The sequence below is a fragment of the Kocuria rhizosphaerae genome, assembly GCF_044462265.1.
GTDB lineage: Bacteria > Actinomycetota > Actinomycetes > Actinomycetales > Micrococcaceae > Kocuria > Kocuria rhizosphaerae.
Window position 1 is genome coordinate 69,753 of the sequence record NZ_JBISWL010000055.1, and the last position, 25,105, is coordinate 94,857.

A 25,105-nucleotide genomic window follows, 5' to 3' on the forward strand; every position below is an offset into this window, starting at 1 on the left:
AGGCGCCCACGTCAGCCATGTCGACTGCGGGCGGTCGAGGTGAGGCCCAGGGACAGCGGGAACGAGGGGGTGCCACCCAGCAGGTGGGCGCCGGCCGACTGCAGGATGCGGTCCTGCGCCACGACGTGCTGACACATGGTGTGGCTGTCCCTCAACCAGCGGTCCATCGGCGAGGACCGGTAGATCGAGCCGGTCTGCATCAGGTCGTAGAGACGTGTCACGATCGAGCGGGCCGTGCGGAACGCATGGCGCCTGGACAGCGGCAGCGCGGCCCGTTCACGGGGGGTCAGATCGGCCATGCTCCCCCCGCCCGCCAGCACCTCGTGCTGACGGCGCAGAGCGGCGTACGTCGCGTGGCGGGTGGCCTCGAAGTCGGACTCGCACTCGGCGATGGTGGTCTGGACGCGGTAGTCGTCCGCCATCCGGCCGCTCACCGGACTGGTCCGGCTCGAGGCGACGTGGTGTGCGTGGTCGAGGGCGGCGCGAGCGACCCCCAGGGCGACCCCGGGCATGTTGCGCATATGGACCTCTGGCTGGGCGAGTGGCCCCTCCCCGTTGCGCACGGTGTCGAAAGTCAGGGTGCGCTCGGCCGGCACGAAGACGTCCGCGATCATGTAGTCGCAGCTGCCGCTGCCTGCCAGACCGGTCGTGTGCCAGGTGTCGATCACCTCGACGTCGCTGCGGGGGACCATGAACAGCTTGGAATCGTGCGGGTCGCCGTCGAGGCTGGGTTCGGGCTCACCGTCGCGGTAGAGGAACGCGCCGGAGACGACCCAGTCCGCGTGGGTGATGCCACTCCCGAACTGCCAGCGTCCGGAAAGCCGATAACCGCCGTCGACGATTTCTGCACGGCCCGTGGGGAACAAGAGGCCGGCCGTCGCCATGTCCAAGCTCGGGAACATCTCCCGGGCGACCTCCTCGGCGAGGAACTGCACGTAGAGGCCCGAGTCGGAGCCGATCATGGCGCACCAGCCGGCGGCCGCGTCGCCGTGGGAGATGGCCTCGATCACCTCGGTCTGCTCCACCGAACTCAGTTCTGGACCACCCCACTCCTTGCTGAAGCCCATGCGGAAGACGCCGGTGCCGCGCAGCAACTCGACCACATCGGCCGGCAGCCGTCTCGCCTGCTCGATCTCGGCGGCGCGCTCCCGCAGCAACGGCGCGAGTGCACGCGCCCGTTCCAGGACGTCGGCAGCCGTGATCGCGGGCGAGGACTCGACCGGGGCCTCGGCGGCATCTGCACCGGTGGCGCCGTCGCCGAACATTCCGGCCCGTCCTCTTGTGGACCGTTTCGCCGGCTCGAGGGCGACTTCCATCGATGCGCTCGAGAAAGGACCGTCCATTGTCGGTCGCGGTGCGCTGGACACGTGTTTTCCTCCACATTGATCAGGCAATGCCCCCATGAGGTATCACCACCAGTACGGTTCTTCGTGTGCCGAACAGCCCGGGGCCGACTCCGCGGGATCCGACGGGACAACATGCGAGGCCGGAGTTGCCGTATGTGTTCGGCTCTCTCTTCGTCGATCGCCGACAACTCAGGGTGCGGAGAGCGTGATCGGAGTTGATGTCCGGAGGCCTCGTCGACGAGCGAGGTGCATCCCTGCAGTTCGCTGCCTTCGCTGAATCGAGCGGGCAACTGAACTCCGTGAATCTCCGGTCAGGGGCTTTGGTCCACATGTGTTCAATGGTGGGATCGAGTCAGATCAAAAACGTCCTGCAACGACAGTCATCACGAATGCACGATGGGATGTACCAGCCGTACAGCTGAGCGGGTAGGCAGGCGTTCCCGCGTACCACGGTCGTGTCGACGACGGATGAATACTGAGCAGATGCGACGGTCGAAAAGTGAGCACTCGACGATTGGAGTGTGATCACTGTGGAAGATTGGGCGTTGATCCGTCGGCTGCATGCCGAGGGGGTGCCGAAGTCCCAGATCGCGTCGCGGCTGGGGATCTCGCGGAACACGGTCGCCAGGGCCGTGGCCGCGCCACGACCACCGCGCTACGAGAGGTCCGCCGGGCCCAACGCGTTCAGCGATGTCGAGCCGGCCGTGCGGGCGCTGCTGGTCGAGCACCCGTCCATGCCGGCCACCGTGCTGGCCGAGCGGGTGGGGTGGTCGGGGTCCATCACCTGGTTCCGGGACAACCTGCGAGCCATCCGCAGCGAGTACGCCCCGGTCGATCCGGCGGACCGGTTGTCCTACCGGCCCGGGGACCAGGTCCAGTGCGATCTGTGGTTCCCGCCGGCACGGATCCCGCTGGGTGACGCTCAGCAGGGATCACCGCCGGTGCTGGTGATGGTCTGCTCCTCCTCACGGTTCGTCACCGCGGTGATGATCCCCTCGCGCACCACCGGTGATCTGCTGGCCGGGATGTGGCACCTGGTGGTCGAGCAGATTCAGGGTGTGCCGCGGCGGTGGGTCTGGGACAACGAGTCCGGCATCGGCCGCGGGGGCCGCCCGGCCGAGGGGGTGTCCGCGTTCATGGGCACGATGGCGGCGACCCTGGTGCAGCTCAAGCCCTACGACCCGGAGTCCAAGGGCATCGTGGAGCGGGCCAACGGCTACCTCGAGACCTCGTTCCTGCCCGGGCGCACCTTCACGTCCCCGGCCGACTTCAACGCCCAGCTGCGAGGCTGGCTGGTGGCCGCCAACACCCGGCGGGTGCGGGCCATCGCCGCCCGGCCGGCGGAGCTGATCACCGCTGATCGGGCCGCGATGCTCCCGCTGCCACCGGTCGCCCCAGCGGTCGGGCACCGCACCTGGGTGCGGTTGGGCCGGGACTACTACGTGCGGGTCGCCGGCAACGACTACTCCGTGGACCCGACCGTGATCGGATCCATGGTCGAGGTCACCGCCGACCTGCACCGGGTGCTCGTGCGTCATCAGGGCCGGGTCGTGGCCGACCACGCCCGCTGCTGGGCGTCAGCGACCACGGTCACCGACCCGGCCCACGTGGCCGGCGCCGCGGTGCTGCGCCGGGCCTACCAGCAGCGCCCCCACCCAGGCACCGAGGCGGATCCGCTGGTGCGGGACCTGGCCGACTACGACCGCGCGTTCGGGATCGAGGTCGCCTGATGGCCACCACACCGGCCGAGACGGCCAAGACCCTGGAGTACCTCACGACCTCCCTGAAGGCCCCGCGGATCCGTGAGGCCGCCGCCCGGATCGCCGACACCGCCCGGGCCGGGCACTGGTCCTACGAGGAGTACCTGGCCGCCGTGCTCGAGCGCGAAGTCGCCGCCCGCAACGCCTCCGGGGCCCGGCTGCGGATCACCGCCGCAGGGTTCCCCGCGATCAAGACCGCCGAGGACTTCGACTTCACCACCCAGACGGCGATCACCCACACGGACTACGCCGCGATGGCCTCGGGGCGGTACCTGGCCGAGGCCGGCAACATCGTGTTGCTCGGGCCCCCGGGTACGGGCAAGACCCACCTGGCCACCGCCCTGGGCATCACCGCCTGCCAGCAGGGCCACCGGGTGCTCTACGCCACCGCCGTGGACTGGATCCACCGGCTCAAGAACGCTCACGACACCGGGCGCCTGGATGCCGAGCTGCGCAAGCTGGGCCGGTACCGGCTGATCATCATCGACGAGGTCGGCTACCTGCCCTTCGAGCAGGAGGCCGCGAACCTGTTCTTCCAGCTCGTCTCGACCCGCTACGAGAAGGCCTCGCTGATCCTCACGAGCAATCTGCCCTTCGCCCGGTGGGGTGAGGTCTTCGGCGACGGCACCATCGCCGCGGCCATGATCGACCGCATCGTCCACCACGCCGAGGTCCACACCCTCAAAGGAGCCAGCTACCGCCTCAAGACCCTGGGCACCGACTCCCTGCCCAGCACCACCCACCAGACCAACTAGCGACACCAACTGCTCACTTTTCGACCGTCGCTACTGCTCACTTTTCGACCGTCGTGGACAGGTCGGTGGGCCGTGGGTGCGGCGATCTCGCTTGCGACGGGCCTGATCCTCATGGGCCGGTCGCAGCCGGAAGGGCGATGACGTCTCCGGGCGGAGGGTTGAGGTGCTGGATCGAAGCCCCCTCAGAACCACCAGGGGGCCGTGGAGCCGACCCGAGCACGGCAGAAGCCGATCCGAGGATTCACCGGGAACCTCGGCCGTACGGGGTGCTCAGAGGGAGCGCTGCCCCTTCGGCCGTCCACGGCGTCCTCTTCCATGTAGGCAAAGCGGCGCACCTGATGCCTGAGCAGTACGCGGCACACCGTGAATCCTGCAACGTGAAGTTGCTTCCGCAGGCCGACGACTTCCCCGTCGCGGCCGACAATTATTGATCGTGCACCACATGAACGCCTTTGTGTGCACATCATGCGGAGTTCTTGACATCCGACACACCTGATCACCAAGGGTTTGCCTCGGTGGCGCGTCCCATCTGTTCAGATGAATACCACGTCCCGCAGCAGGAGTACGTCATGTATTACGATGATCCACGCATTGAATCTCTTTCCGAGGCTCGAGTCTGGGATCTTGATATTGGGATGTCCTTCCGGGGGCGTGTCGTCAGTGCCATTCGCGGCGAGGTGGGCCTCGCTCACCATCCCGTAGCCCTCATCTTCTTCGGTGACGGCGGGGAGCAGCCGACGCGGATTTCGGCCATATACTCGGAAACCCTTCAGCACAGCAGTAGAATCCTGCCCTGCGCCCGCCGCTGGATTCAAAGCCAGGGCCTTCGTGAAGGCGATGCCTTGGACCTCTCTCTCCTTCGTTCCGAGGTTCTGAGCGCCGCCGAGAGCGCACAACAGTCAGGACCGACCGCTCCGGAAAGTGCCGGTATGGAGCAGACTGTCATCATGAACAGGTGAATGTCCGAGAGCCAACGGGGGAGTGGCGGCAGGGCCGCACCGTGGAGGAGTCGGGTTCGTCCCGAAGGGGGATCCGGCCTACAACAACCATCGTGCACGGGATTGAGGTGACGAGCGTCCGCTTACAGCGGCCATGGGGGACGTGATCCGGGGCGGCTCATACCGCTGACAGAGTAGGTACGGTGCCCCTTCTACCGTGCCAGGTGGATGACAGGAAGGGCAGAGGTTCGAGACAATGCCATCACATGTAAGGCCTGGTGAGCGGTGCCTGTCACCTCCGACTCGACATTGCCCCGGCCTGTTGTGGAGGAGTCCTCATCATGGCGAATCGCACGATCGTGTCCATCCACGAAGTGGGTGCGGTAGGGAGGACTGGCCGGTGGGTCGGCCAGGGGTCGTTGGTGGCTTCCAACGTAGTGCTGGTGCATCCACCGTTGAGCAGCCGGATAGCCGCTGGCAGGGGCCCCGTGCGGCTGCGAGTGGGGTTATTTCCGGGGGAAGGGACGCCTGATTCGCCCACGTTCGTTGAAGTCATCGATGTCGAGAAGGGTCCGCATGTTCTTTGGCGCGAGGGTTCATCAACGGATCGAGCGATCGTAGCCCTGGAACTGCGTACGCTTGCACGGTCCCCGGAGTCCGAGATACCCGGCGTCATTGCGGCCCGCTCAGCACGGGAGAATTTCAGGACCACCGCGGACCACCTGGATTCACTTTCACAGACCGATTGGCGTCCTCCCGCGGAGCCTTCCCCTCCCACGGAGCCTTCCCCTCCCACGCCTCCTCCTCCCGGACGTCTACCTGTTTTCGGGAACTGGGTATGCATCATGTGGCCGCCAAAATGTCGCTGACAAGGCGGCAAGGCGCCGATCGATCAGGGAAACCAAGCCGGCTGCGGTGGGCCGGAGAATTGATCCTTGTGGGAGCCGCCGCAGGGGTGGACCTACTGTTGTGGAACAATTCGACCCCGCTTCGCGATGGGACGTCATTGCCGTGGTGGGTCGTTCCGGCTATGACGGCACTTATTTATCCCCTGATGTTGTGGCGCTGGCGTTTTCCTCGGTTCATGTTTGCCTTGCACTGGACGTACGGCCTGTCAGGCCTGCTGATGCCCATGTTCGCCCCCGTCGCGGGATTGATGGTCGTCCTGTACGCCCTCGCCCGCAGCGAATCACGACGGATTGCACGGGCGGCTTTGGCGCTGTGTGTGGCTCCGGTTGTCGTCAACAGCTACAACGTCGCGGTCCTGGCCGATGAGGCGAATCGGATTCTCACCTTTGTGGTCGTCGTTGTGCCGTGGTCGGCGTTGGTCCTGACGGTGTGGGGTCTGGGGCGGAACTCCTATGCCGCGGACCGCCGTGTCGAGCTGGAGAAGCAGGAACAAACGGCGGCGGCCGTGCGGGCCGAGCGGTTGAACATGGCCCGCGAACTGCATGACATCGTCTCGCACTCGGTCAGCGCGATGATCCTCCAGGCAGCCGGCGCCCAGACATATGTAGCCCGTGAGGACCATCAGGTGCGAGCCGCTCTGGAGGCTATCGAGAACACAGGAGTGCAGGCCATGGGCGAGCTGCATCGGTTGCTCGAGCTGTTGCGTACCGCCAGTCCGGAACAGGACCGCGAGGAGTACGCGCCTCCTCCCTCATTGCGTGATCTCGATGCCCTGGTGAGCTCGGTGCGCGCCACTGGAGTGGATGTCGAGGTCGTGGTGGAGGGGCACCCCACCGAACTGGACCGTGGTGTCGGACTGGTCGCCTACCGCATCGTGCAGGAGGCGCTGACCAACACCATCAAGCACGGTGGGCGCGGTGCATCAGCTCGCGTCCATCTCCGCTGGGAGCTGGACGCTCTGGGACTCACTGTGCGAAATCGGGCAGGCCTTGGCACGCGAGGGGCGGGCACGTTGTCCTCCGGTCATGGCCTGACAGGCTTGGCGGAGCGAGTCAGCCTGGTGGGAGGAACTTTGGAGACCGGACCGGTGGCTGATGGGTTTCTCGTCCGAGCACACCTGCCCGTTCATCCGTCCATCCCGCAGCAGGAATCAACGTTGTCTTCCAGCAAGGACACTTCATGAGCATTCGCATCATCGTCGTCGATGACCAACCACTCGTCCGCGCGGGCATCGTGATGCTGCTCTCCGCCGAGCCCGACTTCGAGATCCTCGCCGAAGCTGCCGACGGGCAGGAGGCCGTCGACCTGGCCCGTTCCCATCACCCGGATCTGGTGCTCATGGACGCCCGCATGCCCAAGGTGGACGGAGTCACGGCCACACGGCTGATAATCACGTCGAACACAGACCCGGACTGCCTCACCAAAGTGTTGATGCTGACAACATTTCACGATGACGAGATCGTCTATGGAGCGTTGCGAGCCGGGGCCAGCGGTTTCCTGCTCAAACACGTCGCCCCAAAAGATCTGATTACAGCAGTCCGCACCGTCGCATCCGGAGGTTCGTGGCTCGATCCGGCCGTAGCGGGCAAAGTTATTGCTGCCCTCGCCAACGTGCCCACCCGGGGCGAGGGGTCATCGCAACTGGTGGAACGGATCACCAAACGCGAACGCGAAGTGCTCGCGCTCATGGCCCACGGCTTGTCCACCGCCGAAATCAAGGACCGCCTCTTCCTCAGCGAAGCCACCGTGAAAACTCACATCGCTCGGATCCTCATCAAAACCGGTTCCCGCGATCGAGCCCAAGCCGTCGCCCTGGCGTACCAGAGCGGGCTCGTCACACCATGATCGGGCAGGAATCTATTTTTTCTGGATGAATTCCGTAAGGTCCTTCCCGCCTCAACATTGCCGGCAGGACTGCGCAGCGAAATCGGTGGTAGCTGCTCGGCCGTCGGCGCTCAGATGAAACTCGCGAAACCTGCAAACACCATGGCCCACCGATCCAGCTCCATCGATCATCGGGGGCTTTCCGGGGTTGGGACTCAGCAGCCAGGCCGACATGTGCGCCTCATCCCGCCTCCGACCGCGGCTCACGGCCCAGACCGGGCGGTCCGGCGTAGGCCTGGACGATGTCCAGCCAGGCGTCGGCATCGGGACCTTCTGCGGTGACGGCGCAGTCCTGGCGGTGCCGGCGGCGGGTGGCGAGCAGGGCGAAGTCCAGGCCGCTTCCACGCACCCGCTGGGCGGCGTCCGGCGGTCCCCACGTCCACACGTCCCCGGAGCCGGAGGTGAGCGCCACACGGAACGGCTCCGCAGGCGGAGGCAGGTGGCGCTGCTGGAAGGCGTAGTCGCGGGCGGCGACGGCCAGGTGGGCGATGTGCCGCAGCCGGGGCGAGTCGGACGACGGGAGACCGAGGGCGTCGCGGACGTCCTGGCCGTGGGCCCAGGTCTCCATGATCCGGGCGCTGGCCATCATGGCCGCGCCCAGGGGCGTGCCGATCCACGGGATCCGGCCTCCGTCCGGCACGGCCGCGAGCGCCTCCAGCACGCGACTCCGGGAATGACACCACGACTCGAGGATCTCGGCTGACGGTCGCGCGGCGCCTTCCTGAGCGGCGCGGTCGACGACGTCGGGATCGCGCGCGAACCGCTCCCGCAGCGCGGCGAAGGACCCCGGGTCCTCGGTAGCACTGAGGACGGCCTGGTCCGTCCACGCGAGGTGGGCCACCTGGTGCCGGATGGCCCATCCGTCTGAGGGGGTAGGGGCGTCCCAGTCGGCTAGGGGCAGCGGACGGAGCAGCTCTTCGAGGAGTTCGCCCTCGGCGCGCAGGTCGGCCAGCAGGGTTGCGAGGTCGGGGCGAGTCATCGGCTCACCATAGTCCGCAGCTCCTTCTTGAGGATCTTGCCAGTGGCGTTGCGCGGCAGGTCCTCGAGGAACTCCACCTCCGCCGGCACCTTGTAGGCCGCCAGTCGCTCGCGGCACCAGCCCCGCAAATCCTCGGCCGTGACGGACGAGCCGGCGGTGAGGACGACGAACGCCCTGCCCGTCTCGCCCCACCGCTCGTGGGGGACCCCGACGACGGAGGCCAGCACGACCTCGGGGTGCTGGTAGAGGACGCTCTCGACCTCGGCGGGGTAGACGTTCTCCCCGCCGGAGATGTACATGTCCTTCCAACGGTCGACGATGTGGAAGATCCCGTCCTCGTCGACCTGGGCGGCGTCGCCGGTCTGGAACCAGCCCTCGGGGGTGATGGCCCGGGCGGTCTCCTCGGGCTTGTTCCAGTACCCCTGCATGAGCAGGGGGCCGCGCACCCACAGCTCGCCGATCTGCCCGACGGGCACCTCCGTGCCGTCGAGGTCGCGGACGCTGCACTCGGCGTGGATCACCGGGATCCCGATGGCCGAGGGGCCGTCGCTGCCGCGCGGGGGCATGGTGAGGATGGTGGACCCGGCCTCGGTGGCGCCGAAGTCGGCCGTGACGCTCACGCCCTTGGCGGCCCACTGGTCCACGAGGGTGCGGGGGACGGGGGAGCCGCCGACGGCGACGACGACGGGCCGCAGCCGCGCCTCCTCGAATCCCGGCAGGGAGGCCATGAGCTGGAACATCGCGGGCACCCCGCAGAAGTGCGTCACGCCCTGTTCGGGGTCGCTGAACAGGGCCAGCGTCTGCTCGGGGTCGAAGGATTCCATGACCACGTTGGTGCCGCCGTGCATCAGGGCGGCGTTGCCGAACAGGTGCAGCCCGGCGACGTGGAAGGTCGGCAGCACGGTGAGGACCACCGACTCCGCGTGGACGTCGCCCGCGAAGGCCGAGCTCTCGATGTTGGCCCGCACCGAGCGGTACGTGTGGACCGCGCCCTTGGGCAGCCCGGTGGTGCCGGAGGTGTAGATGATCACCCAAGGGTCGTCTTCGCTCGTCTCCACCGGGCGGGCGAGGGGAGTCGCGGCGGCGATGGCTGCCTCGTACTCGTCCCTCGCCCCGCCCCAGCCGAGCAGCGGGATCGCGGCGTCGGTGAGCTGCCGGGTCACCTCGGCGCTCGCGGCGTCGTGCAGGACGAGCCTCGGAGCGCAGTCCGCGGTGACGGCCTGGAGCTCGGGCGTCGAGAGGCGCCAGTTCAGCGGGACCATGACCGCCCCGACGGCGGCGCAGGCGTAGAGCACCTCGAAGACGTTGGTGCTGTTGCGGCTGAGCACGGCGACCCGGTCGCCCTTCGTGATGCCGGCGGCGTCGAGGTGGCCGGCGAGGCGCTGGACGCGGTCGAGCGTCTGGCGGTAGGTGAAGCTGCGGCCGGTAGCGAGATCGCGCAGGGCGGTGTGCTCGGGGACGCGGGCGGCCTGGTAGGTCAGCCATCGGGCGTGCTGGGACATCGGGAATCCTTCGGGTCGGACGGGAGGTGTTGAATGTGACGCTACGCACACTCGCGGCCCCTGCCCATGGTCAAAAAATCGGCCTGGCAGGCCGATTTTTCGGGTTTGTCGGCGCCGTGACCGGCCCTGGATGATCGGTCCAACGCGTGATCCAGATCACGTCCCGTCATCCCGCTCCCGCCGCCCAGGAGGAACCATGTCCCTGTCCCGCCCTGCCCTGCCCACGCTGTCCCCGGCGCCACCCGGCGCGAGCCCGTCCAGTGCGCCGCCTGCCTCCCGCCGCCGTCGCGACATGGTGGCCGTGAACATCGGCAATGCCATCGAGTGGTTCGACTGGAACATCTACGCCATCTTCGCGCCGTTCTTCGCGGCCCAGTTCTTCAACAACCGGGACCCGCTCTCGGCGCTGCTCGCGACCCTGGCGGTCTTCGGCGTCGGGTTCCTGATGCGCCCGATCGGCGGGTGGCTGTTCGGCAAGATCGCCGACGTCCGCGGCAGGCGCTTCAGCCTGACCCTGGCGATCCTGCTGGCCGCTGTCGGCTCCCTGATCATCGCGGTCTCCCCGACCTTCGGGCAGGTCGGCGTGGTCGCCTCGGCGATCCTGCTGTGCGCCCGGCTGCTCCAGGGCCTCTCGCACGGCGGGGAGACCGGCTCGGCCTTCACATACCTGGCCGAGGTCGCCCCCGCCGGCAAGCGCGGCCTATGGGCCTCCACGCCGTGGCTGGGCGTGGCCGTGGGCACCATGGCCGCCACCGGCCTCGGGGTGCTGCTGACCACCGTGTTCAGCGACGAGCAGATGGCCTCCTTCGGCTGGCGGATCCCCTTCGTCGCCGGCGCCCTGCTGGGCCTCTACGGGCTGTTCATCCGCTTTCGGATGGCGGAGTCCCACGTCTTTGAGCGCAGCGTCGAGGCGGCAGCGGCCGACGACGTCGTCGTCGCCCGTCCGTCGGTGTGGCGCACCCTGTGGAGCGAGAAGCGGGCCGTGCTGCACATCTCGGCCCTGTCGATGAGCGGCGTGGTGGTCTTCTACACCTGGTTCATCTTCGCCCCGTCCTACGCGGTGGCCGTCCACGGGATGGATGCCCAGCACTCCCTGGTGGCCGGTCTGCTGGCGCAGGGCGTCTTCCTCTGCCTGATCCCGGTCATGGGCCGGCTGGCCGACCGGTGGGGGCGGAAGCCACTGGTCTTCGTCTTCACCCTGGGCTTCGCCGTCCTGGCGTTCCCGCTGGAGTGGATGCTGGGCTCCGGGCCGGTGAGCCTGTTCGCGAGCATGGCGATCGCCTCGGTGCTGCTGGCCGCGGCCTGCGCCCCGCTGGGGGCGATCTTCACCGAGCTCGTCCCCACCCGGGTGCGGGCCACGGTGGTCGGCTTCACCTACGGCGGCTCGGCGGCGGTCTTCGGCGGCAGCGCCCCGTACCTGAACACGTGGCTCTCGTCCCAGGGGATGCACTGGATGTTCGTCGTCGCCCTGATCGTGGCCTGCCTGGTCACTGCGGTCGTCACCCTGCGGATGCCGGAGACCCGTACGGTAGAGCTGACCTGATCCCCCGGCGCGAGGCGGCACTGATGGCCCGATTCACCCTGCGGCAGCTCGAGTACTTCCGGGCGATCGCACGGACCGGGAGCATCAGTGCCGCCGCCGCGCAGGAGATGGTCTCCCGCTCGGCCATGGCCAGCGCGCTCGGGGAGCTGGAGAAGGCCCTCGATGCCGAACTCGTCATCCGCCGCAAGGCCCAGGGGATCGTGCTCACCGAGGCCGGCCAGGAGGTCCTCGAGCAGGCCGCGATCCTGCTGCACCAGGCCGAGGAGCTCGAAGGGGCCGTGGACCCGGAGCGGCTGCGCGGCACGCTCACGGTCGGGTGCTTCAGCTCCATCGCCCCGACCTTCCTGCCGGCCATGATGGACACCTTCACCCGCACCCACCCCGACGTCCACTTCCGGGCCCATGCCGAACCCGAGGATCTGCTGCTCAAGCGGCTGCGGGCCGGGGAGATCGACGTGGCGGTCTCCTACAACCTCCACGAGGACCCCACGCTGGAGTCGGTGGAGCTCTACCGCACCCGCATGCACGTCATCCTCGCCGCCGATGACGAGCTGGCCGCCGAGACCACCGTTCCCGCCACGGCGCTCATGCAACGGCGGCTCATCCTCCTCGACACCCCGCCGAGCCCGCAGTACGTCATGGAGTACTTCACGAGCCAGGGGTTGACTCCGGGCGCGGAGGAGATGTTCTCCAGCTTTGAGCTGATCCGCTCGCTGGTCGCGCGGGGGATGGGCTACTCACTGTTCATCCAGGAGCCGGCCGGCGGGCTCAGCTACGAAGGACTCCCCGTGGCCAGCCGTCCCCTGGACCCGCCGCCCCGGGCGGAACGGGTCTCGATCGCCTGGCCCGCGGGGCGGCGGCCCTCGGCGAAGGTCCGGGCGTTCGTCCTGGCCGCGAAGGCGGCGGCGCCGAGTTACAGGCCGCCGGACTTGTACCGACAGTAGTCAGGCCGCGGAGCGCTCGTTGGTGCACGACATGAAGAACAAGGGTGACGCCAGGCGGCGATCACAACAGCGGCGCCTGCATATGTTTGCCTCGCCGAGAGAGAGAAATTGCGACCGCTGCAGTGCATCGGCAACACGACGACTCCCTCCTGACGTACCGGAAGAAGCTCCGATACACCAAAGTGGAAACATGAGTTTCGTTTTAGTTCACATGTGCACGTCCCGCCTAGGCTCGCTAGAGAAGGGGCAACGGCCAACGCAACGCCATGCTTCTGCGGAGACGCCTCCGGCCGAAAGGAGAGAGTGTGTCAAGACCTGCGATGTGGGGCGTCCACAACGACGCGCTGAGCGCGGAATTGGTGGAGACGGGCTTTGTCAACGTCGGCTGGGACGAGATCGGCAGTCTGAAGGAAATCGGCAACGACCGCACTTGCATGAAGGTTGTCGTCGAGCGCGCCTACCCTGAGGCCGAACCTGGTGCCACCCCAGTGTGGGCCGGCATTCTGCTGTGCTTCGCCTTCGAGATGCAGGTCGGCGATCTCGCCATTGCCCCGTACAAGCTGGACGGCACCCTGAACTTCGGTCGCGTGATCGGCGAGTACGAGTTCCACCCCGAGGTGGAGGAGCACTACCACCGCCGTCGGGTGGAGTGGCTCCGTACGGGCGTGCCCCGCGGGATTTCACCGCAGAAGGCCCTGTACGAGATCGGTTCCGCACTGACGCTTTTCCGCGTGAAGAACAACGTCGCCGCTTTCCTGGCGTACCTCGACCAGCAGCCCGGGGCGATCGAGGAAACGCCTCGTCTTGCTGCCGTCGACGAGGAGCCGGAGCACCTCGACGAGTGGGCGGCCGACGAGCCCAGTGCCGGCAAGCTCCACCAGTACACCGAGGACTTCGTGCGGAAGACCCTGTTGGAGGAGTTGAGCCACGAGGAGTTCGAGTACTTCGTCGCCGACCTGCTGCGGGCTCTTGGGCATCAAGCATGGGTGAGCCCTTACGTGGCAGACGGCGGCGTCGACGTCGTCGCGCACAAGGATTCGCTGGGTCTCGAGCCCCCGTTGCTCAAGGTGCAGTGCAAGCACACCGCCGCCGTGCAGAGCCGTCCGGACGTCCAGCGACTCATCGGCGCCCGGCCCGTCGGGAACTGGGGTTCTTCGTCACCCTGGGCAGCCACAGCCGGGATGCCGTGGACCTGGATCGCGTGCGCCAGGACCTCCGACTCTTCACCGGCCAGGACCTCGTGGAGACGACACTGCGGCACTACAAGGACCTGCCTCAAAAGTGGCGCGCCCGGATGCCGTTGCGTGAGGTCTATGTCGTGGACCGCGAGTCCGAGGGGTGGTGACGGATGTGGCCTTGACGGACATTGCTGACCACCGGGAGATGTCGCCGGACAACCCCTACCACTGGATCTCTTTCTACGAAGTGGTGGCCACCAGGTTGCTCGACTTTCGGGACGACCGTGTGCCACTTGCCCGGGCGTTCGACGCGGTGAGGGCCGACATCGGCTCGAAGGTCTATCCGGACGTGTTTCCGGGTGACACCGAGGGACCCGTCCAGGACATGTGCCCGTTCACGATCATGTGGCTGTACAGCCAGGACGACAGGGACGGGCGTCGCACCCGGCTCGCGGAGCTCGTAGCGTCGCAGCTCGGACTGGACGTTCCCGTGCCCACGAGTTTCACGGGCGCGACGATGACTCGCCTGAAGCAAGCGTGGTGGTTCCACTACGCGAAGACGCGGACGGACGAGGTCGACCGGCTCTGGCGGGTGTTCGTCACCGGTTGCGCATGGGCCGACCACTTCGACGACCCCTCCCGTGAAGCCGATTTCACGGCTGCCCTCGAAGCGTTGTTCGAGAAGTTCGACCTCGGCTGGAGGATCGCCACGGGCCTGTTCTATGCGCGGCCCCGCACGTTCTTCCCGCTGCAACGCAACCACATGAAACTCACCCGCGACATGTTCGGGATCCAGCTACCACGGCCCGGGGAGGTTGGAGCGGCCGCCGCCTACGTGAGCCTGCTCCGGCGGGTGCACCAGTACCTGGCCACCCCCACCGCACAGCATCACAGCATCGCGGAACTGTCCGTCGACGCAGAAGGGAAGAAGGCCCCCGTGACCACCGGCAGAGAATTTTCCTCGGAGAGGATCCAGACAGCCCCCGCGGGCGCAGGACAGGAGAATGACTTGGTGCCCGACGAGGCCAGCTTCGGCGTGGACCACCTCTTCGCCGAGGGGTGCTTTCCGCCGAGTTCGGAGATCGACTCGGTGCTCGACACTCGGCGGCACAAGAAGAACGTCATCCTCCAGGACGCTCCCGGAACCGGGAATATGACTGAAAGCTGGTCGCTCGGTGACGTATGCCCCACAAGCTGGCTCGATGCGTTCCCATGGCTCAGAGGAGTGGCGGGGCCGGATAACGCGGCATGGTGGGACGACGCCATCGAGGACGCCGAGGTAGTCGAGCGCCACCAACGCCTTGCTCAGATCGCCGAACTTGCCATGGAGAGGCTGACACGCTGGCCGATAGGGCAAATCTTTCCTGGCCTTTCTCCCAATATTGAATTGCAGCGACTCCAGCTGCCTGTCCGGGCAGTCAACGCGCTCGCTCGACGCGGCTTTATTTCGGCTGCAGACATTGTTGGTATGACGGTGGAGTCGATCATGGACTGGCCGCAGGTAGGCATTGGAACGGTTGACGACATGCTGCGGGCGCTGGCTGACGCATCAACCTCTCAGGCGACGCCAACAGTGATGAAGTGCCATGAGCCAGCTAGTTTCCATGTCATATCCGTTGAGGAGTACCGGAGTTCAGACTCTATGTCGACTCTTGACAAGGACCGCCAGACGGCAGAAGCCGCATCACCGTTCTTCGCCGAAGAGCAAAGATCCGACATGGGCACCCTGCCTGCAGACACAGCTCAACCACTGGACCGCATGTTGCCGTTTATGAACGACTTGGCCCAAGTCGCGCGCTGGTATGTCACTGTGGGATTGACGGAGCTCCCGATTTTCGGGCGCCCTGTTCCTCCTGGTGCCCCGAACGAAATTGTGGAGGCGCAGCATCGACTCGAGAAGTTGCGGTCTGAGGATATTCTTTGTGATGAAGAACTTGGGATGGACGTCGCCAAGCTTTTCGGAGACGTTTTGAGTAATCTCGACGAACGCGCAGTATATGTACTTGCTAACCGAGTTTTTGCCGACAGAATGATGACCCTAGACGACATTGGAAACGTATTTGGCGTGACCAGGGAACGCATTCGTCAAGTTGAAGGTAAGGCTCGTGGTGCGATGCTCGGATGTTTCGCGAATGGCAGTGCTATAGAAATGGTTGCCAACTCGGTCCGTGCGCTTATGGGTACTATCCGTCCGCTTGAGGATCTGATTACGGTCATTCCGGCGCTCGGTAAGAGCGTAGATCTGGTTCAACAACCGGCCTGGCGTGTGCTCGACCGGCTCGATGATTCCTACGAGATTGAAGACGGCTGGTGCGTTGTTCCCAGCATGGACTCTGCTCGAAGCGTAACCCAGGCCCAGCTTCAGGAACGCGCCGATCCATATGGAGTGGTCCTGCTCGATGACCTCGATCTCGTGGAGACCAGTCGACCAGAGTGCAGGGCCGAGCTCACGGCCGAGTGGCTGACGCACTGTGGTTACATCATTGAGAGTGGACATGTACTGAGTCGTACCCGGTCCGTAGGTGACTACGGTGCTGCCATTCTCTCGATCGTCGGGTCACCGCTCAGCACGCAGCAGATCCTCGATCGATTTGTGTTCGAGCGCAGCGCTCGTTCGTTCCGCAACGCGATGGGCACCGACGAGCGATTCGAGCGCGTCGACAAGGACCTGTGGGCGCTCAAGGAATGGGGCCTCGAGGCCTACTCAGGCATCCGCTCAGTCATCCGGGAGCGGGTCGCTCAATGTGGAGGTCGTGCGGACCTGAACGAGCTAGTGGAGTACATCACCGGGCGATACACCGTGACCGCCAGCAGCGTTGTCGCCTACGCCAGCGCGCCACCGTTCACCTGTAAACAAGGGATCGTGCGCTTGGTGACCGGTGACCCGGGGGGCCCCCGCAAGAGCCCCGAGCAGACGCGCCGGATGTTTCGGCGCCAGGCAGCCTGGGCATACCGCGTCCGCATCACGAGCGACCACTTTCGGGGCAGCGGGTCGGTCGCGCCGATGGCAGTCGCCAGCATTCTCGACCTGGAGTTCGGCGAGACTCGCCAGCTAGAGTCAGCGCTCGGCCCGCAGTCTGTGGCTTGGACCGGCCTCCAACCCCAGTTCGGCACCATAAGGCGCTTCCTCATGGAGCAGGACATCCCGGTCAGCGCTGAAGCATTCCTCGTCATCCACGACAACGGCACTTTCACATTTGACCTAGCACGCGAACTGACAGGTATCCCGCTATTGGACGCGCTCACCCTGATCGGAGCGCCGATGACAACCAATATCGACCAAGCGCGGGCTGCTGTTGCTGCAGCGGTCGGGTTGCCGGATACCTCGCCGGTCAGCAGTGTTATCGGCACATATCGTGAGCGTGGGGACAGCGACATCGCCGAACTACTGACCAGCGTCAGAGAGACGTTGGAGACCGGTCACGCTCCGGTGCTGCCCACCTATCGCGCCGACGTCAACGAGATCTTGGATCTGCTGTGAGTGCCGCACCTCACGGCCTTCGCTCCCTTGCGCTGAGCGATCGATACCGCAGTGATCAGGAGGATGTGGTCGCGAGCTTCTTCGTGCCCGCGTTTACTGTCGCCAGCAGCTACAGTCGGGCGGTTGGCTACTTCACGTCGACGAGCCTGGCGCTTTATTCGAGGGGTATCGAAGCTTTCGCCGAGCGGGGCGGCTCGATGCGCCTGATCGCTTCACCCCACCTCGACGAAGTCGACATCATGGACATCGAGCGTGGCTATGGGGTCCGCGAGGTGATCGAGCGAGCCACCATCCGCGAACTGGAGATGGAGTCCTGCGACATTGTGCTGGACGGGCTGAGCTTGCTCGGCCGGCTCATTGCCGAGGGACGATTGGACATCAAGCTGGCGTTCATCGAGCACGAAGGGCGCGTCGGGATCTACCACGAGAAAATCGGTGTCTTCCGCGATGGACTAGGCGACCTCGTGGGATTCACTGGCAGCAGCAACGAGACCTACGGCGGTCTGATGGCCAATTTCGAATCTGTCGAGGTATACCGCGGCTGGGTGGCCGGCGATGGCACTCGCGCTCTCCGATTGGAGGCCGACTTCCAGGCACTGTGGGCGAATCAGACGCCGAATCTCAGTGTCGAGCGTTTCCCTGACGTTGTCCGGGAGCGCCTCATCAAGCTCGGGAGCGAGCGCCCTCACCGTCCCGTGCCGGGACGAGACAATGCCCTCACTCCCTCGGTGGCTCGGGTCTCGGAACCAGCCCGGCTAAGCATCCCGAACTGGCTGATGGTGCGTGACTACCAGAAGAAAGCCGTGCAGGAGTGGTTGACGCGCCGAGGACGGGGAGTTCTCAAGATGGCCACCGGTACCGGCAAGACCAAAAACGCCATGATTGCGGCGACACAGCTCGGCAATGTGTTGCGGCAGCACGAACAGCCACTGGTCATTTTGATTGTGGCCCCGCTTCAGCACCTGGTGGACCAGTGGATTACTGAGGTCCAGGGCTTCGGCGTCCGACCAGTGGCGGTGTACGAGTCGAGCCAAAAGTGGTTGCCGATCGTCGAAGAGCAGCTGGCCGAGGCTCGTATGGGGCAGCGGCCAGTAGTGGCCATGGTGGCTACCAATGCGTCGTTTTCCGGCAATAAGTTTCAGTCGGTGTTGTCACGGATCACGCAGCCGATTCTTGTCATTGCTGACGAAGCGCATAATCTTGGCTCGTCGACCTATCGCTCGTCGTTGCCAAAAAATGCCACCTACCGACTGGCACTTTCGGCCACGCCTGAGCGTTGGTTCGACGATGAGGGAACCGACGCACTTATCGACTACTTCGGCCCGATCGTATTTGAACTAGGGCTTGGACAGGCTATCAAGATGGGTGCCCTGACCCAGTACCTCTACGTGCCCCGTCTAGTTGAGCTGAACGACTACGAGGCTGATTTGTACGTCGATCTGACCACCCAGATTGCCACTCGGATGGCGGCCGGCGAGGAGCTGGGCAAAGCCGATCCCGACTCTCCACTCGGTTTCTTGTTGCGACAACGGGCCGGGGTGCTTGGGCACGCCGAAGGCAAATTGGCAGCACTGCGGGAAGACCTATCCGCTCGGAGCGACTCGTGGTTCCAGCTCGTCTACTGTGCCGAGGGACATCGCCCTACCCATCCTGAAGAGCCCCAAGGTCCCAACCAGCTCCGCGATGTCATGAAGTTGGTAGGCAACGAACTCGGCCTTTCGGCGCACCCCTACATCTCCGAGACGCCACGGCCCGAACGGAAGAAGCTGCTTCGGCGCTTCAGCACCGGTGATGATCTCCGCCTCCTGGTAGCTATGCGTTGCCTAGACGAAGGCGTGGACATTCCCGACGCCCGGACCGGCTACCTCTTGGCCAGCAGCAGCAATCCTCGGCAGTTCATCCAGCGCCGCGGTCGACTGTTGCGTCGGGCAGAGGGCAAGGAACGTGCCGAGATTCTCGACTACTTGGCGGTCCCACCGCCGGGGACCCCCATCAACTTCGCGGTAGAACGAGCTCTGCTGACCCGCGAGCTCCAAAGGGCCAACGAATTCGGGAAACTTTCAAACAACTACGAGACCACGCTCGAGGTGTTGCGCCCGCTTAAGGAGCGCTACCAACTCATGGACATGTAGGAGCGGACGATGGTAGAGGCCACATCATTGGAGGGAATCAGGTGACCGAAGGACGTACGGAAATGACGGTGCTCGAAGAGCTGACTGGCGAGGAGCGGGCGCTTTTGAAGCGTGTGCTAGAGATCGAACGGGCCAAGCTTCATCTCACCGCCTACGAAGCAACCGACGACTTGCTGGCTGCAGTGAAGGAGATCATCCCGTGAAACTCCAGTCGATCAGGTTGACCAATCTTCGTCAGTTCCAGGGTACGCAGACTTTTGACCTGAGATCGGACAGCATCAAGCCAGTCTCGCTGTTATTTGGTGCCAACGGCGCTGGCAAGACAACCTTCCTGAACGCCTTCTCATGGGCCCTCTATGGCTCCATGTCGGACGATGTTGAACAGCAGGATCGCATGGTTACCGACATCGTCTGGCGGAACCTACCACTCGGCGGGTCCGCTGAAGTTGCCGTCGAAGTGTGCTTTGAGCACGAGGGGCGCAACTATCGTCTGCTGCGTAGCGCAATGCTACGCAAGGAGTCGGACCACCAGGGCGCGCCCTCCGCTGAAGTCCAGCTGTGGATGACCAAGCCGGACGGCTCGTCGGAAATCGTGGGCGCACCCCAAGAAACGGTGTACAGCATTCTGCCCCGCGGAGTCAGCCGTTTTTTCTTCTTCAATGGTGAGCGCATTGAGAACTTAGTCAAAAAGGGTGCCTACGCCGAAGTCCAGAAGGATATCAAGGTGCTGCTCGATCTGGAGCAAGTCGAGCGGGCCATCGCCCACCTCCCCAAGGTAAATCGCAAACTGACGGACGAGCTGAAAAGGCACGGTGGTGACAAAGCCACTAGGATCCAGGAAGCCATCGACACACTGACCGAGCGGCAGACCGCCGCTCGGGAGGATCTGCATGTTCTCGAAAGCGATTTAGCGACTCTGACCGAGGAGCGCGACGGTGTCACCGACTTGCTGCGAGAGCACGCCGAAGCGGCACCAATCCAAGCCGAGCGTGATGAGGTCACCAAAGAATTGGAGGCGGCGCGGGTTGCGCGCGAGGCGGCTACCGCCGAGCGCGCCGCGCTAGTCGCTACCCGTGGGTTCCAGGCCTTCACCGACACCCTCGGAGAGAACACCCAAGCCATGGCTGACAGCCTCTATGAGAAGGGGGCACTGCCAGCCCCACTCAAGCGCGAGTTCGTGGACCAACTGCTCGATGACGGCGCCTGCATCTGCGGGACGCCGTTAAATGAACACACCGTTCCTTGGGAGCATGTCAAGGAATGGCGCCAGCGCGCAGGCCTGCAGGCCGTTGAAACGGTCTGGCAACGACTCAGCGGCCAGATAGCTCCCCTCGCGGGCGCCCGGCATGAACTGCGCCAATCTCTTGCCACGCTGATGAAGCGCATCGTTGCTGAGAGCGACCGAGTAGACCGGCTTGAGGAACGGAAATCTGAACTAGACGGCAAGTTGCGCGACAGCCGCATGGAAGACATCCAGCAGCTGGAGACCAAACGGATGGACCTCGACAGCCGAATCGCCGCCAAGCACCAGCGCAAGGGCGCCATCGAATCTGAACTACGGGCCATCGCCAAGGACATGGAGACGAGAACCAAAGAGCGGTCCCGGGCGGAAGTTACGGACGAACTCGCCGCCAAGGCACGGACTCGCTCAGACCTTGTTCAGTCGGTTAAGAAGGCCCTAGAGGAAATCCTCGCCATTCGTGAGGAGGATATGCGCCGGCGACTTGACGCCGAGCTGAAAACGGTCTTCGGGAGCATTACGCACCAAAATCATGTGCCGAAGCTCAGCTCGGGGTTCGAATTGACTCTTCACAAGACTATCGGAGGCGTCGAACTGCCCGTGCCGAAGTCGACGGGGGAGAACCAAATCCTCAGCTTGAGTTTTGTGGCCGCCGTCTCCAAGCTCGCTCGGGAAATCCGCAAAGAGCGCCGGGCCGAAGGCCATGCTGCTGAAGACGCCGGTATCTATCCGATCGTGATGGATGCCGCCTTTGGGTCGTTGGATCAGGACTATCAGGAAACCGTGTCCCGCGCGCTGGCCAAGATGGCGCCGCAACTGGTTGTATTGGTGAGCAAAAGCCAAGGGCTCGGCAAGGTTGTGACCGAGCTAATGCCGTACGTCAGTCACCTCGGAGTCATTGAAACCCACACCACCGCGCCTGGCAGCGTCGCCGACGATATCGAACTCGAGGGTATGTCGTACCCGTACATTCGCTCCGCTGAATCGGACTACTCCGAGCTGAAGGTGATCAAGTGACAACTGCACCCATTGACGTCCGTATCCGGCGGCCACAGGAGCACGAAGCCCTGATGATCGAGCTGCAGAACGAAGCACGCTTCCCTGCGTTCAGGGATATTTTGATTTTCGCGTCTGCCGTCGGTTTCCGCCAGGAGAGGCGTGTGCCATTCACTGCGACAGCTGGCGACCCGATCCGCTATGAGACCCTCACAGCACCAACGTTCAGTGAAACTCTTGTCAACATGATCGTCGCCAACGTTGTCACCGATGATCCGGAAATCATGGATGCATCCCGCATAGAAGAGCGAGTCAAAATATTTGTGGAGTATGCAAATGGTGGACTCGAGTACATTCAAGAACAGGTGAATGTTCGGCACCGTCCAGCCGCGATGGTAGTTCTTGACCTGGTCACTGAGGCGTTCGACGACGATGGCGGGGTCAAACCAGTGTCGGTCGACGACCTTCTCGGCGGTGTCACATGGGGCTAACCGGACCGGAGAGCCCGCCCCACTGGGGACAGACCAGGGCGGCAAGTTGCCGGCGTGCTCGTTGCCCGATCTCCGTTCCTGCTTCACCGAGGCGCCCGTCGACCAGTTCGGTCAGCCGTACGGTTACGCTGCCTCGCCGTTTGCGTTAGGACGGCCGCCGCTCGCGCAATGTCCCTCAGGGACTTCACCTCGGCCGGGCCGGGCCGCTAAATACATGCCTCAACTACGCGCCCATCCTTAATTGGCCCTTCACAATTGAGTATGGGTAACGGGCTTTCGCGGCCCTTCACAAATGAGCATGGGTAGGGGCCTTCCACCAGGGCCGGTGGCCGCTGGCGGCGAGCAGCGCGCGTAGCCGGTAGTTGTCGAAGTTCCGGAAGCCGCGGGCGACTCTGCGCATCGTCTTGATCACGCCGTTGATCGCCTCTGTCGGTCCGTTCGAGGCGCCGGCGGTGTCGAAGTAGGCCAGGATCGCGGCTCTCCAGCGGCGCAGGGTCCGACCGAGCCTCGCGATCTCTGGGATCGGGTGTCAACGGTCAGCGGGACTTCCCGGTGGGCGGTCAGGTGATCTCCCTGCCGGCGGACAGTTGATCTCCCTGTCCGCGGTCAGTTGATCTCCCTGCCGGTGTCAGCTCAAGGGGACCACCCCGCGTCCGGCGGTGGCCTCGGTGAGCCGCAGCGAGGTGCCCTCGGTGATGATCACGTGGGCATGGTGCAGGAGCCGGTCGACGGCGGCGGTGGCCAGGGTCTTGGGCATGATGGTGTCGAACCCGGCCGGGTGGATGTTGGAAGTGACGGCGAGGCTGCGGCGTTCGTAGGTCGCGTCGACGAGGCGGTAGAAGGCCTCGGCGGCGGCTTGGCCGGAGGGCAGCATCCCGATGTCGTCGACCACGATGAGCTCGGCCCGGGTGATGCGGTTGATGGTCTTGCTGATCGAGCCGTCCACGGCGGCGCGCCCGATCGCGGCGGTGAGGGACTCGAGGGTGAACCAGGAGACCCGCATGCCGGCGTCGATGACGTGGTGGGCGAGGGCCTCGACGAAGTGGGTCTTGCCGGTGCCCGAGGGCCCGGAGATCGCGAGGTTCTCGGCACGACCGACCCACTCGAGGGTGGCCAGGGCGGACTGGGTCGGTGCGGGGATCGAGGAGTCGTGCTCGCGCCAGGAGTCGAAGGTCTTCCCGGCGGGCAGGCCGGCGGCCTTGCGGCGGGCCGTACGGGTGGCCTCGTCGCGCCCACGGGCTTCCTCGGCGAGCAGCACCCGCAGCACCTCGGTGGGGTCCCAGCGTTGGGAGCGGGCGGTGGCCAGCACGTCGGGGGCGGCCGCGCGCAGGTAGGGCATCCGCATCCGTTTGAGCACCGCGGCGAGGTCTTCGGGCAGCGGCGGGGCCGGCGGGGCGGTGGTGGTCGTGTTCATCGGGCGGTCTCCTCGGTCCTGTCGGTTGTGCTGGTTGTCGTGGGGGCGCCGAAGGCGGCCCAGGCGGCGGTGCCGGGCTGGGCGGAGTGGGTCTCGTCGGCGGCCACGAGCCCGGCGGCGGTGGCCCCGGTGGCCTGGTGGTCGAGGATCGCGGCCAGGTCCCCCTCGCCGAAGCGCCCAGCGGCCGCGGCGATCCCGAGGGCGGCGTCCACGGGCCCGGCCCCGGTGAGGGCGGCGAGCTCGACGGCGGCGGCCATCTTCGCCCGGATCCGGGTGGCCCCGGCCGCGGAGGCCTCGATCAGCCAGGCCTGGGCGCCGGCGCCCAGGGCCAGGAACTCGGCCTCGGCCGCCGACCGGGCCTTCGGCCGGGGCGGACGTGGGGCGCCGGCGGGGTCCTGCGGGTGGTCGGGGTAGTGGGCCAGGTCGATCCGCGGATTGCCCGGGGTCGAGAGCCGGTGGCGGGCGACCTCGGTGAGCCCGGCCCGCCCGGCAGCCCAGCCCGGGGTCACGGCGAGGGTGTCGAGGTCGGCCACGACCACCAGCTCCTCTCCGGCGACCCGCACCCACACCTCGGCTCCCACGAGTCCAGGCGGGGTGGAGTAGCGCACCGAGCCGAACCGGATGGTCTGGTCGGTGCCCACCGTGCGGGTCACCCCCAGGGTCGCCGTGTGCGGGGCGACCGGGAGCACGTGCAACCGCTGCTGCTCCTCGACCAGCGCCTGGTCGGGCACCCGGGCCGTCTCCCGGTGGGTGCGCCCGTTGACCTTGGTGCAGAACGCCGCACAGGCGGCCTCGAGCTGCCCGAAGGAGGCGTAGTGCTCGCGCAGGTTCGCCTCGGTGGGCACCAGGTCGGCCTTGGCGATGCGCACCGTGGACTCCGACCCGCCCTTGGACTCCGGGTCGTAGGGCACGCAGGTGTGCACCTGGGTGCCGTAGTGCCGGCCGGCTTGAACGATCTGCGGATGCCGCACCGGCACCCCGGCGACGTGATCGACGGTCACGGTCCTGGGGTTGTCGGTGAGCACGTAGGTGGGCACCCCGCCGATCCTCGTCAGGGTCGCATCCAGGCACCCGATCAACGTGGGCAGGGTCTGGTCCCACACCGGGATCACCACCCGGAACCGCGACCACGCCAGCCAGGCGCAGAACAGCCAGGTGCGCCGCGGGGTGCCGTCGGGGCCGGGGACCCTCGGGCCTTCGCCCCAGTCGAACTGCAGCCACAAACCCGGCTCGGTGATCCAGGGCCGGTAGGTGCGCCGGTGCCCGGCCCGCCAGGCCGCCTTGACCTGCGCCACCGCCCGCCGGGTGGTGCGCTCGGTCCCGCAGAATCCGACCGCGACAAGGCGGGCGTGGACGACGTCGGCGCGGACCGTGCCCTGGCTACGCTCCACCCACTCCTCGATCTTGGGCAGGTGCACGTCGATCATCCGGGGACGCCGACCCGGCCCCGTCACCGGCCGGCCCGCGTCCCGAGCGGCGGCGTAGCGACGGACCGTCTTCGGATCGACCCCGGCCAGGGCCGCGGCCGAGTGCGCCGAGCCGGTGGCGTCATAGGCTTCGAGAATTTCCATGATCTCCCTGTCAGACTTCTTCATGCGTCCCTCCGGCGGGTG

Annotated in this window: 18 protein-coding genes and 1 pseudogene; 13 read left to right on the forward strand and 6 right to left on the reverse strand. The window is 65.7% G+C overall.

The annotated features are described in order from the left end of the window. Positions 1 to 11: 11 nt before the first annotated feature. On the reverse strand, positions 12 to 1,367 hold the full coding sequence (locus ACH9EU_RS06550) for an acyl-CoA dehydrogenase family protein (RefSeq protein WP_396413138.1): 1,356 nt from the start codon (positions 1,365 to 1,367) through the stop codon (positions 12 to 14). 500 nt (positions 1,368 to 1,867) lie between these two features. On the opposite strand from ACH9EU_RS06550, the gene istA (ACH9EU_RS06555) reads away from it, so the two are divergent. From istA (ACH9EU_RS06555) to ACH9EU_RS06575, 5 genes are all read left to right on the forward strand, one after another. Next, positions 1,868 to 3,076 (forward strand): IS21 family transposase, encoded by a 1,209-nt coding sequence (gene istA / locus ACH9EU_RS06555; protein ID WP_396413139.1) that lies wholly within the window; start codon positions 1,868 to 1,870, stop codon positions 3,074 to 3,076. Further along, positions 3,076 to 3,861, forward strand: a complete 786-nt coding sequence (istB, locus tag ACH9EU_RS06560) for an IS21-like element helper ATPase IstB (RefSeq protein ID WP_396413140.1) — start codon at positions 3,076 to 3,078, stop codon at positions 3,859 to 3,861. The genes istA (ACH9EU_RS06555) and istB (ACH9EU_RS06560) overlap by 1 nt, the downstream gene beginning before the upstream one ends. Before the next feature lie 569 nt (positions 3,862 to 4,430). Beyond that, the gene (locus ACH9EU_RS06565; protein ID WP_396413141.1) at positions 4,431 to 4,820 is read left to right on the forward strand and encodes a hypothetical protein; all 390 of its coding nucleotides are present in this window, start codon (positions 4,431 to 4,433) and stop codon (positions 4,818 to 4,820) included. A gap of 1,063 nt (positions 4,821 to 5,883) precedes the next feature. Continuing rightward, positions 5,884 to 6,891, forward strand: coding sequence for a histidine kinase (locus ACH9EU_RS06570; RefSeq protein WP_396413142.1), 1,008 nt, complete (start codon positions 5,884 to 5,886; stop codon positions 6,889 to 6,891). Further along, complete coding sequence (locus ACH9EU_RS06575) at positions 6,888 to 7,553, forward strand: response regulator (RefSeq protein ID WP_396413143.1); 666 nt, start codon at positions 6,888 to 6,890, stop codon at positions 7,551 to 7,553. Before ACH9EU_RS06570 ends, ACH9EU_RS06575 begins: the two co-directional genes overlap by 4 nt. A 220-nt stretch (positions 7,554 to 7,773) precedes the next feature. Here the strand turns inward: ACH9EU_RS06575 and ACH9EU_RS06580 are convergent, their stop codons facing one another. Together ACH9EU_RS06580 and ACH9EU_RS06585 are read right to left on the reverse strand one after the other, a co-directional pair. Then, positions 7,774 to 8,571, reverse strand: coding sequence for a TIGR03084 family metal-binding protein (locus ACH9EU_RS06580; protein ID WP_396413144.1), 798 nt, complete (start codon positions 8,569 to 8,571; stop codon positions 7,774 to 7,776). Then, a complete protein-coding gene (locus tag ACH9EU_RS06585; RefSeq protein WP_396413145.1) occupies positions 8,568 to 10,073 on the reverse strand; it encodes an AMP-binding protein in 1,506 nt (501 codons plus the stop codon). Before ACH9EU_RS06585 ends, ACH9EU_RS06580 begins: the two co-directional genes overlap by 4 nt. A gap of 196 nt (positions 10,074 to 10,269) precedes the next feature. Between ACH9EU_RS06585 and ACH9EU_RS06590 the strand changes: the two genes are divergently transcribed. The 8 genes from ACH9EU_RS06590 (at position 10,270) to ACH9EU_RS06625 (ending at position 22,078) form a co-directional block, all read left to right on the forward strand. Continuing rightward, positions 10,270 to 11,616 carry an MFS transporter gene (locus ACH9EU_RS06590; protein WP_396413146.1) on the forward strand — a complete coding sequence of 449 codons (1,347 nt, stop codon included), beginning with the start codon at positions 10,270 to 10,272 and terminating at the stop codon, positions 11,614 to 11,616. A gap of 23 nt (positions 11,617 to 11,639) precedes the next feature. Further along, entirely contained in the window at positions 11,640 to 12,560 is a 921-nt protein-coding gene (locus ACH9EU_RS06595) for a LysR substrate-binding domain-containing protein (protein WP_396413147.1), read from the forward strand. Between the two features lie 305 nt (positions 12,561 to 12,865). Further along, positions 12,866 to 13,933, forward strand: coding sequence for a restriction endonuclease (locus ACH9EU_RS06600; RefSeq protein ID WP_396413148.1), 1,068 nt, complete (start codon positions 12,866 to 12,868; stop codon positions 13,931 to 13,933). Beyond that, entirely contained in the window at positions 13,911 to 17,219 is a 3,309-nt protein-coding gene (locus ACH9EU_RS06605; protein ID WP_396413149.1) for a sigma factor-like helix-turn-helix DNA-binding protein, read from the forward strand. The genes ACH9EU_RS06600 and ACH9EU_RS06605 overlap by 23 nt, the downstream gene beginning before the upstream one ends. A gap of 65 nt (positions 17,220 to 17,284) precedes the next feature. Beyond that, positions 17,285 to 19,351 (forward strand): DEAD/DEAH box helicase family protein, encoded by a 2,067-nt coding sequence (locus ACH9EU_RS06610; RefSeq protein WP_396413150.1) that lies wholly within the window; start codon positions 17,285 to 17,287, stop codon positions 19,349 to 19,351. Positions 19,352 to 19,413: 62 nt separating this feature from the next. Then, positions 19,414 to 19,554 (forward strand): hypothetical protein, encoded by a 141-nt coding sequence (locus ACH9EU_RS06615; RefSeq protein ID WP_396413151.1) that lies wholly within the window; start codon positions 19,414 to 19,416, stop codon positions 19,552 to 19,554. Next, positions 19,551 to 21,608, forward strand: a complete 2,058-nt coding sequence (locus ACH9EU_RS06620) for an AAA family ATPase (protein WP_396413152.1) — start codon at positions 19,551 to 19,553, stop codon at positions 21,606 to 21,608. Before ACH9EU_RS06615 ends, ACH9EU_RS06620 begins: the two co-directional genes overlap by 4 nt. Positions 21,609 to 21,661: 53 nt before the next feature. Then, positions 21,662 to 22,078 carry a hypothetical protein gene (locus tag ACH9EU_RS06625; RefSeq protein WP_396413153.1) on the forward strand — a complete coding sequence of 139 codons (417 nt, stop codon included), beginning with the start codon at positions 21,662 to 21,664 and terminating at the stop codon, positions 22,076 to 22,078. Positions 22,079 to 22,364: 286 nt separating this feature from the next. Here the strand turns inward: ACH9EU_RS06625 and ACH9EU_RS06630 are convergent. The 3 genes and pseudogenes from ACH9EU_RS06630 to istA (ACH9EU_RS06640) form a co-directional block, all read right to left on the reverse strand. Beyond that, positions 22,365 to 22,604 (reverse strand): annotated as a pseudogene (locus tag ACH9EU_RS06630) (transposase); the annotation flags it as partial. Positions 22,605 to 22,706: 102 nt separating this feature from the next. Next, positions 22,707 to 23,492: an IS21-like element helper ATPase IstB gene (istB, locus tag ACH9EU_RS06635; RefSeq protein ID WP_396413154.1), complete on the reverse strand. Its 786-nt coding sequence runs from the start codon at positions 23,490 to 23,492 to the stop codon at positions 22,707 to 22,709. Beyond that, positions 23,489 to 25,087, reverse strand: coding sequence for an IS21 family transposase (istA, locus tag ACH9EU_RS06640; RefSeq protein ID WP_396412162.1), 1,599 nt, complete (start codon positions 25,085 to 25,087; stop codon positions 23,489 to 23,491). The genes istB (ACH9EU_RS06635) and istA (ACH9EU_RS06640) overlap by 4 nt, the downstream gene beginning before the upstream one ends. Between the last annotated feature and the right edge of the window lie 18 nt (positions 25,088 to 25,105).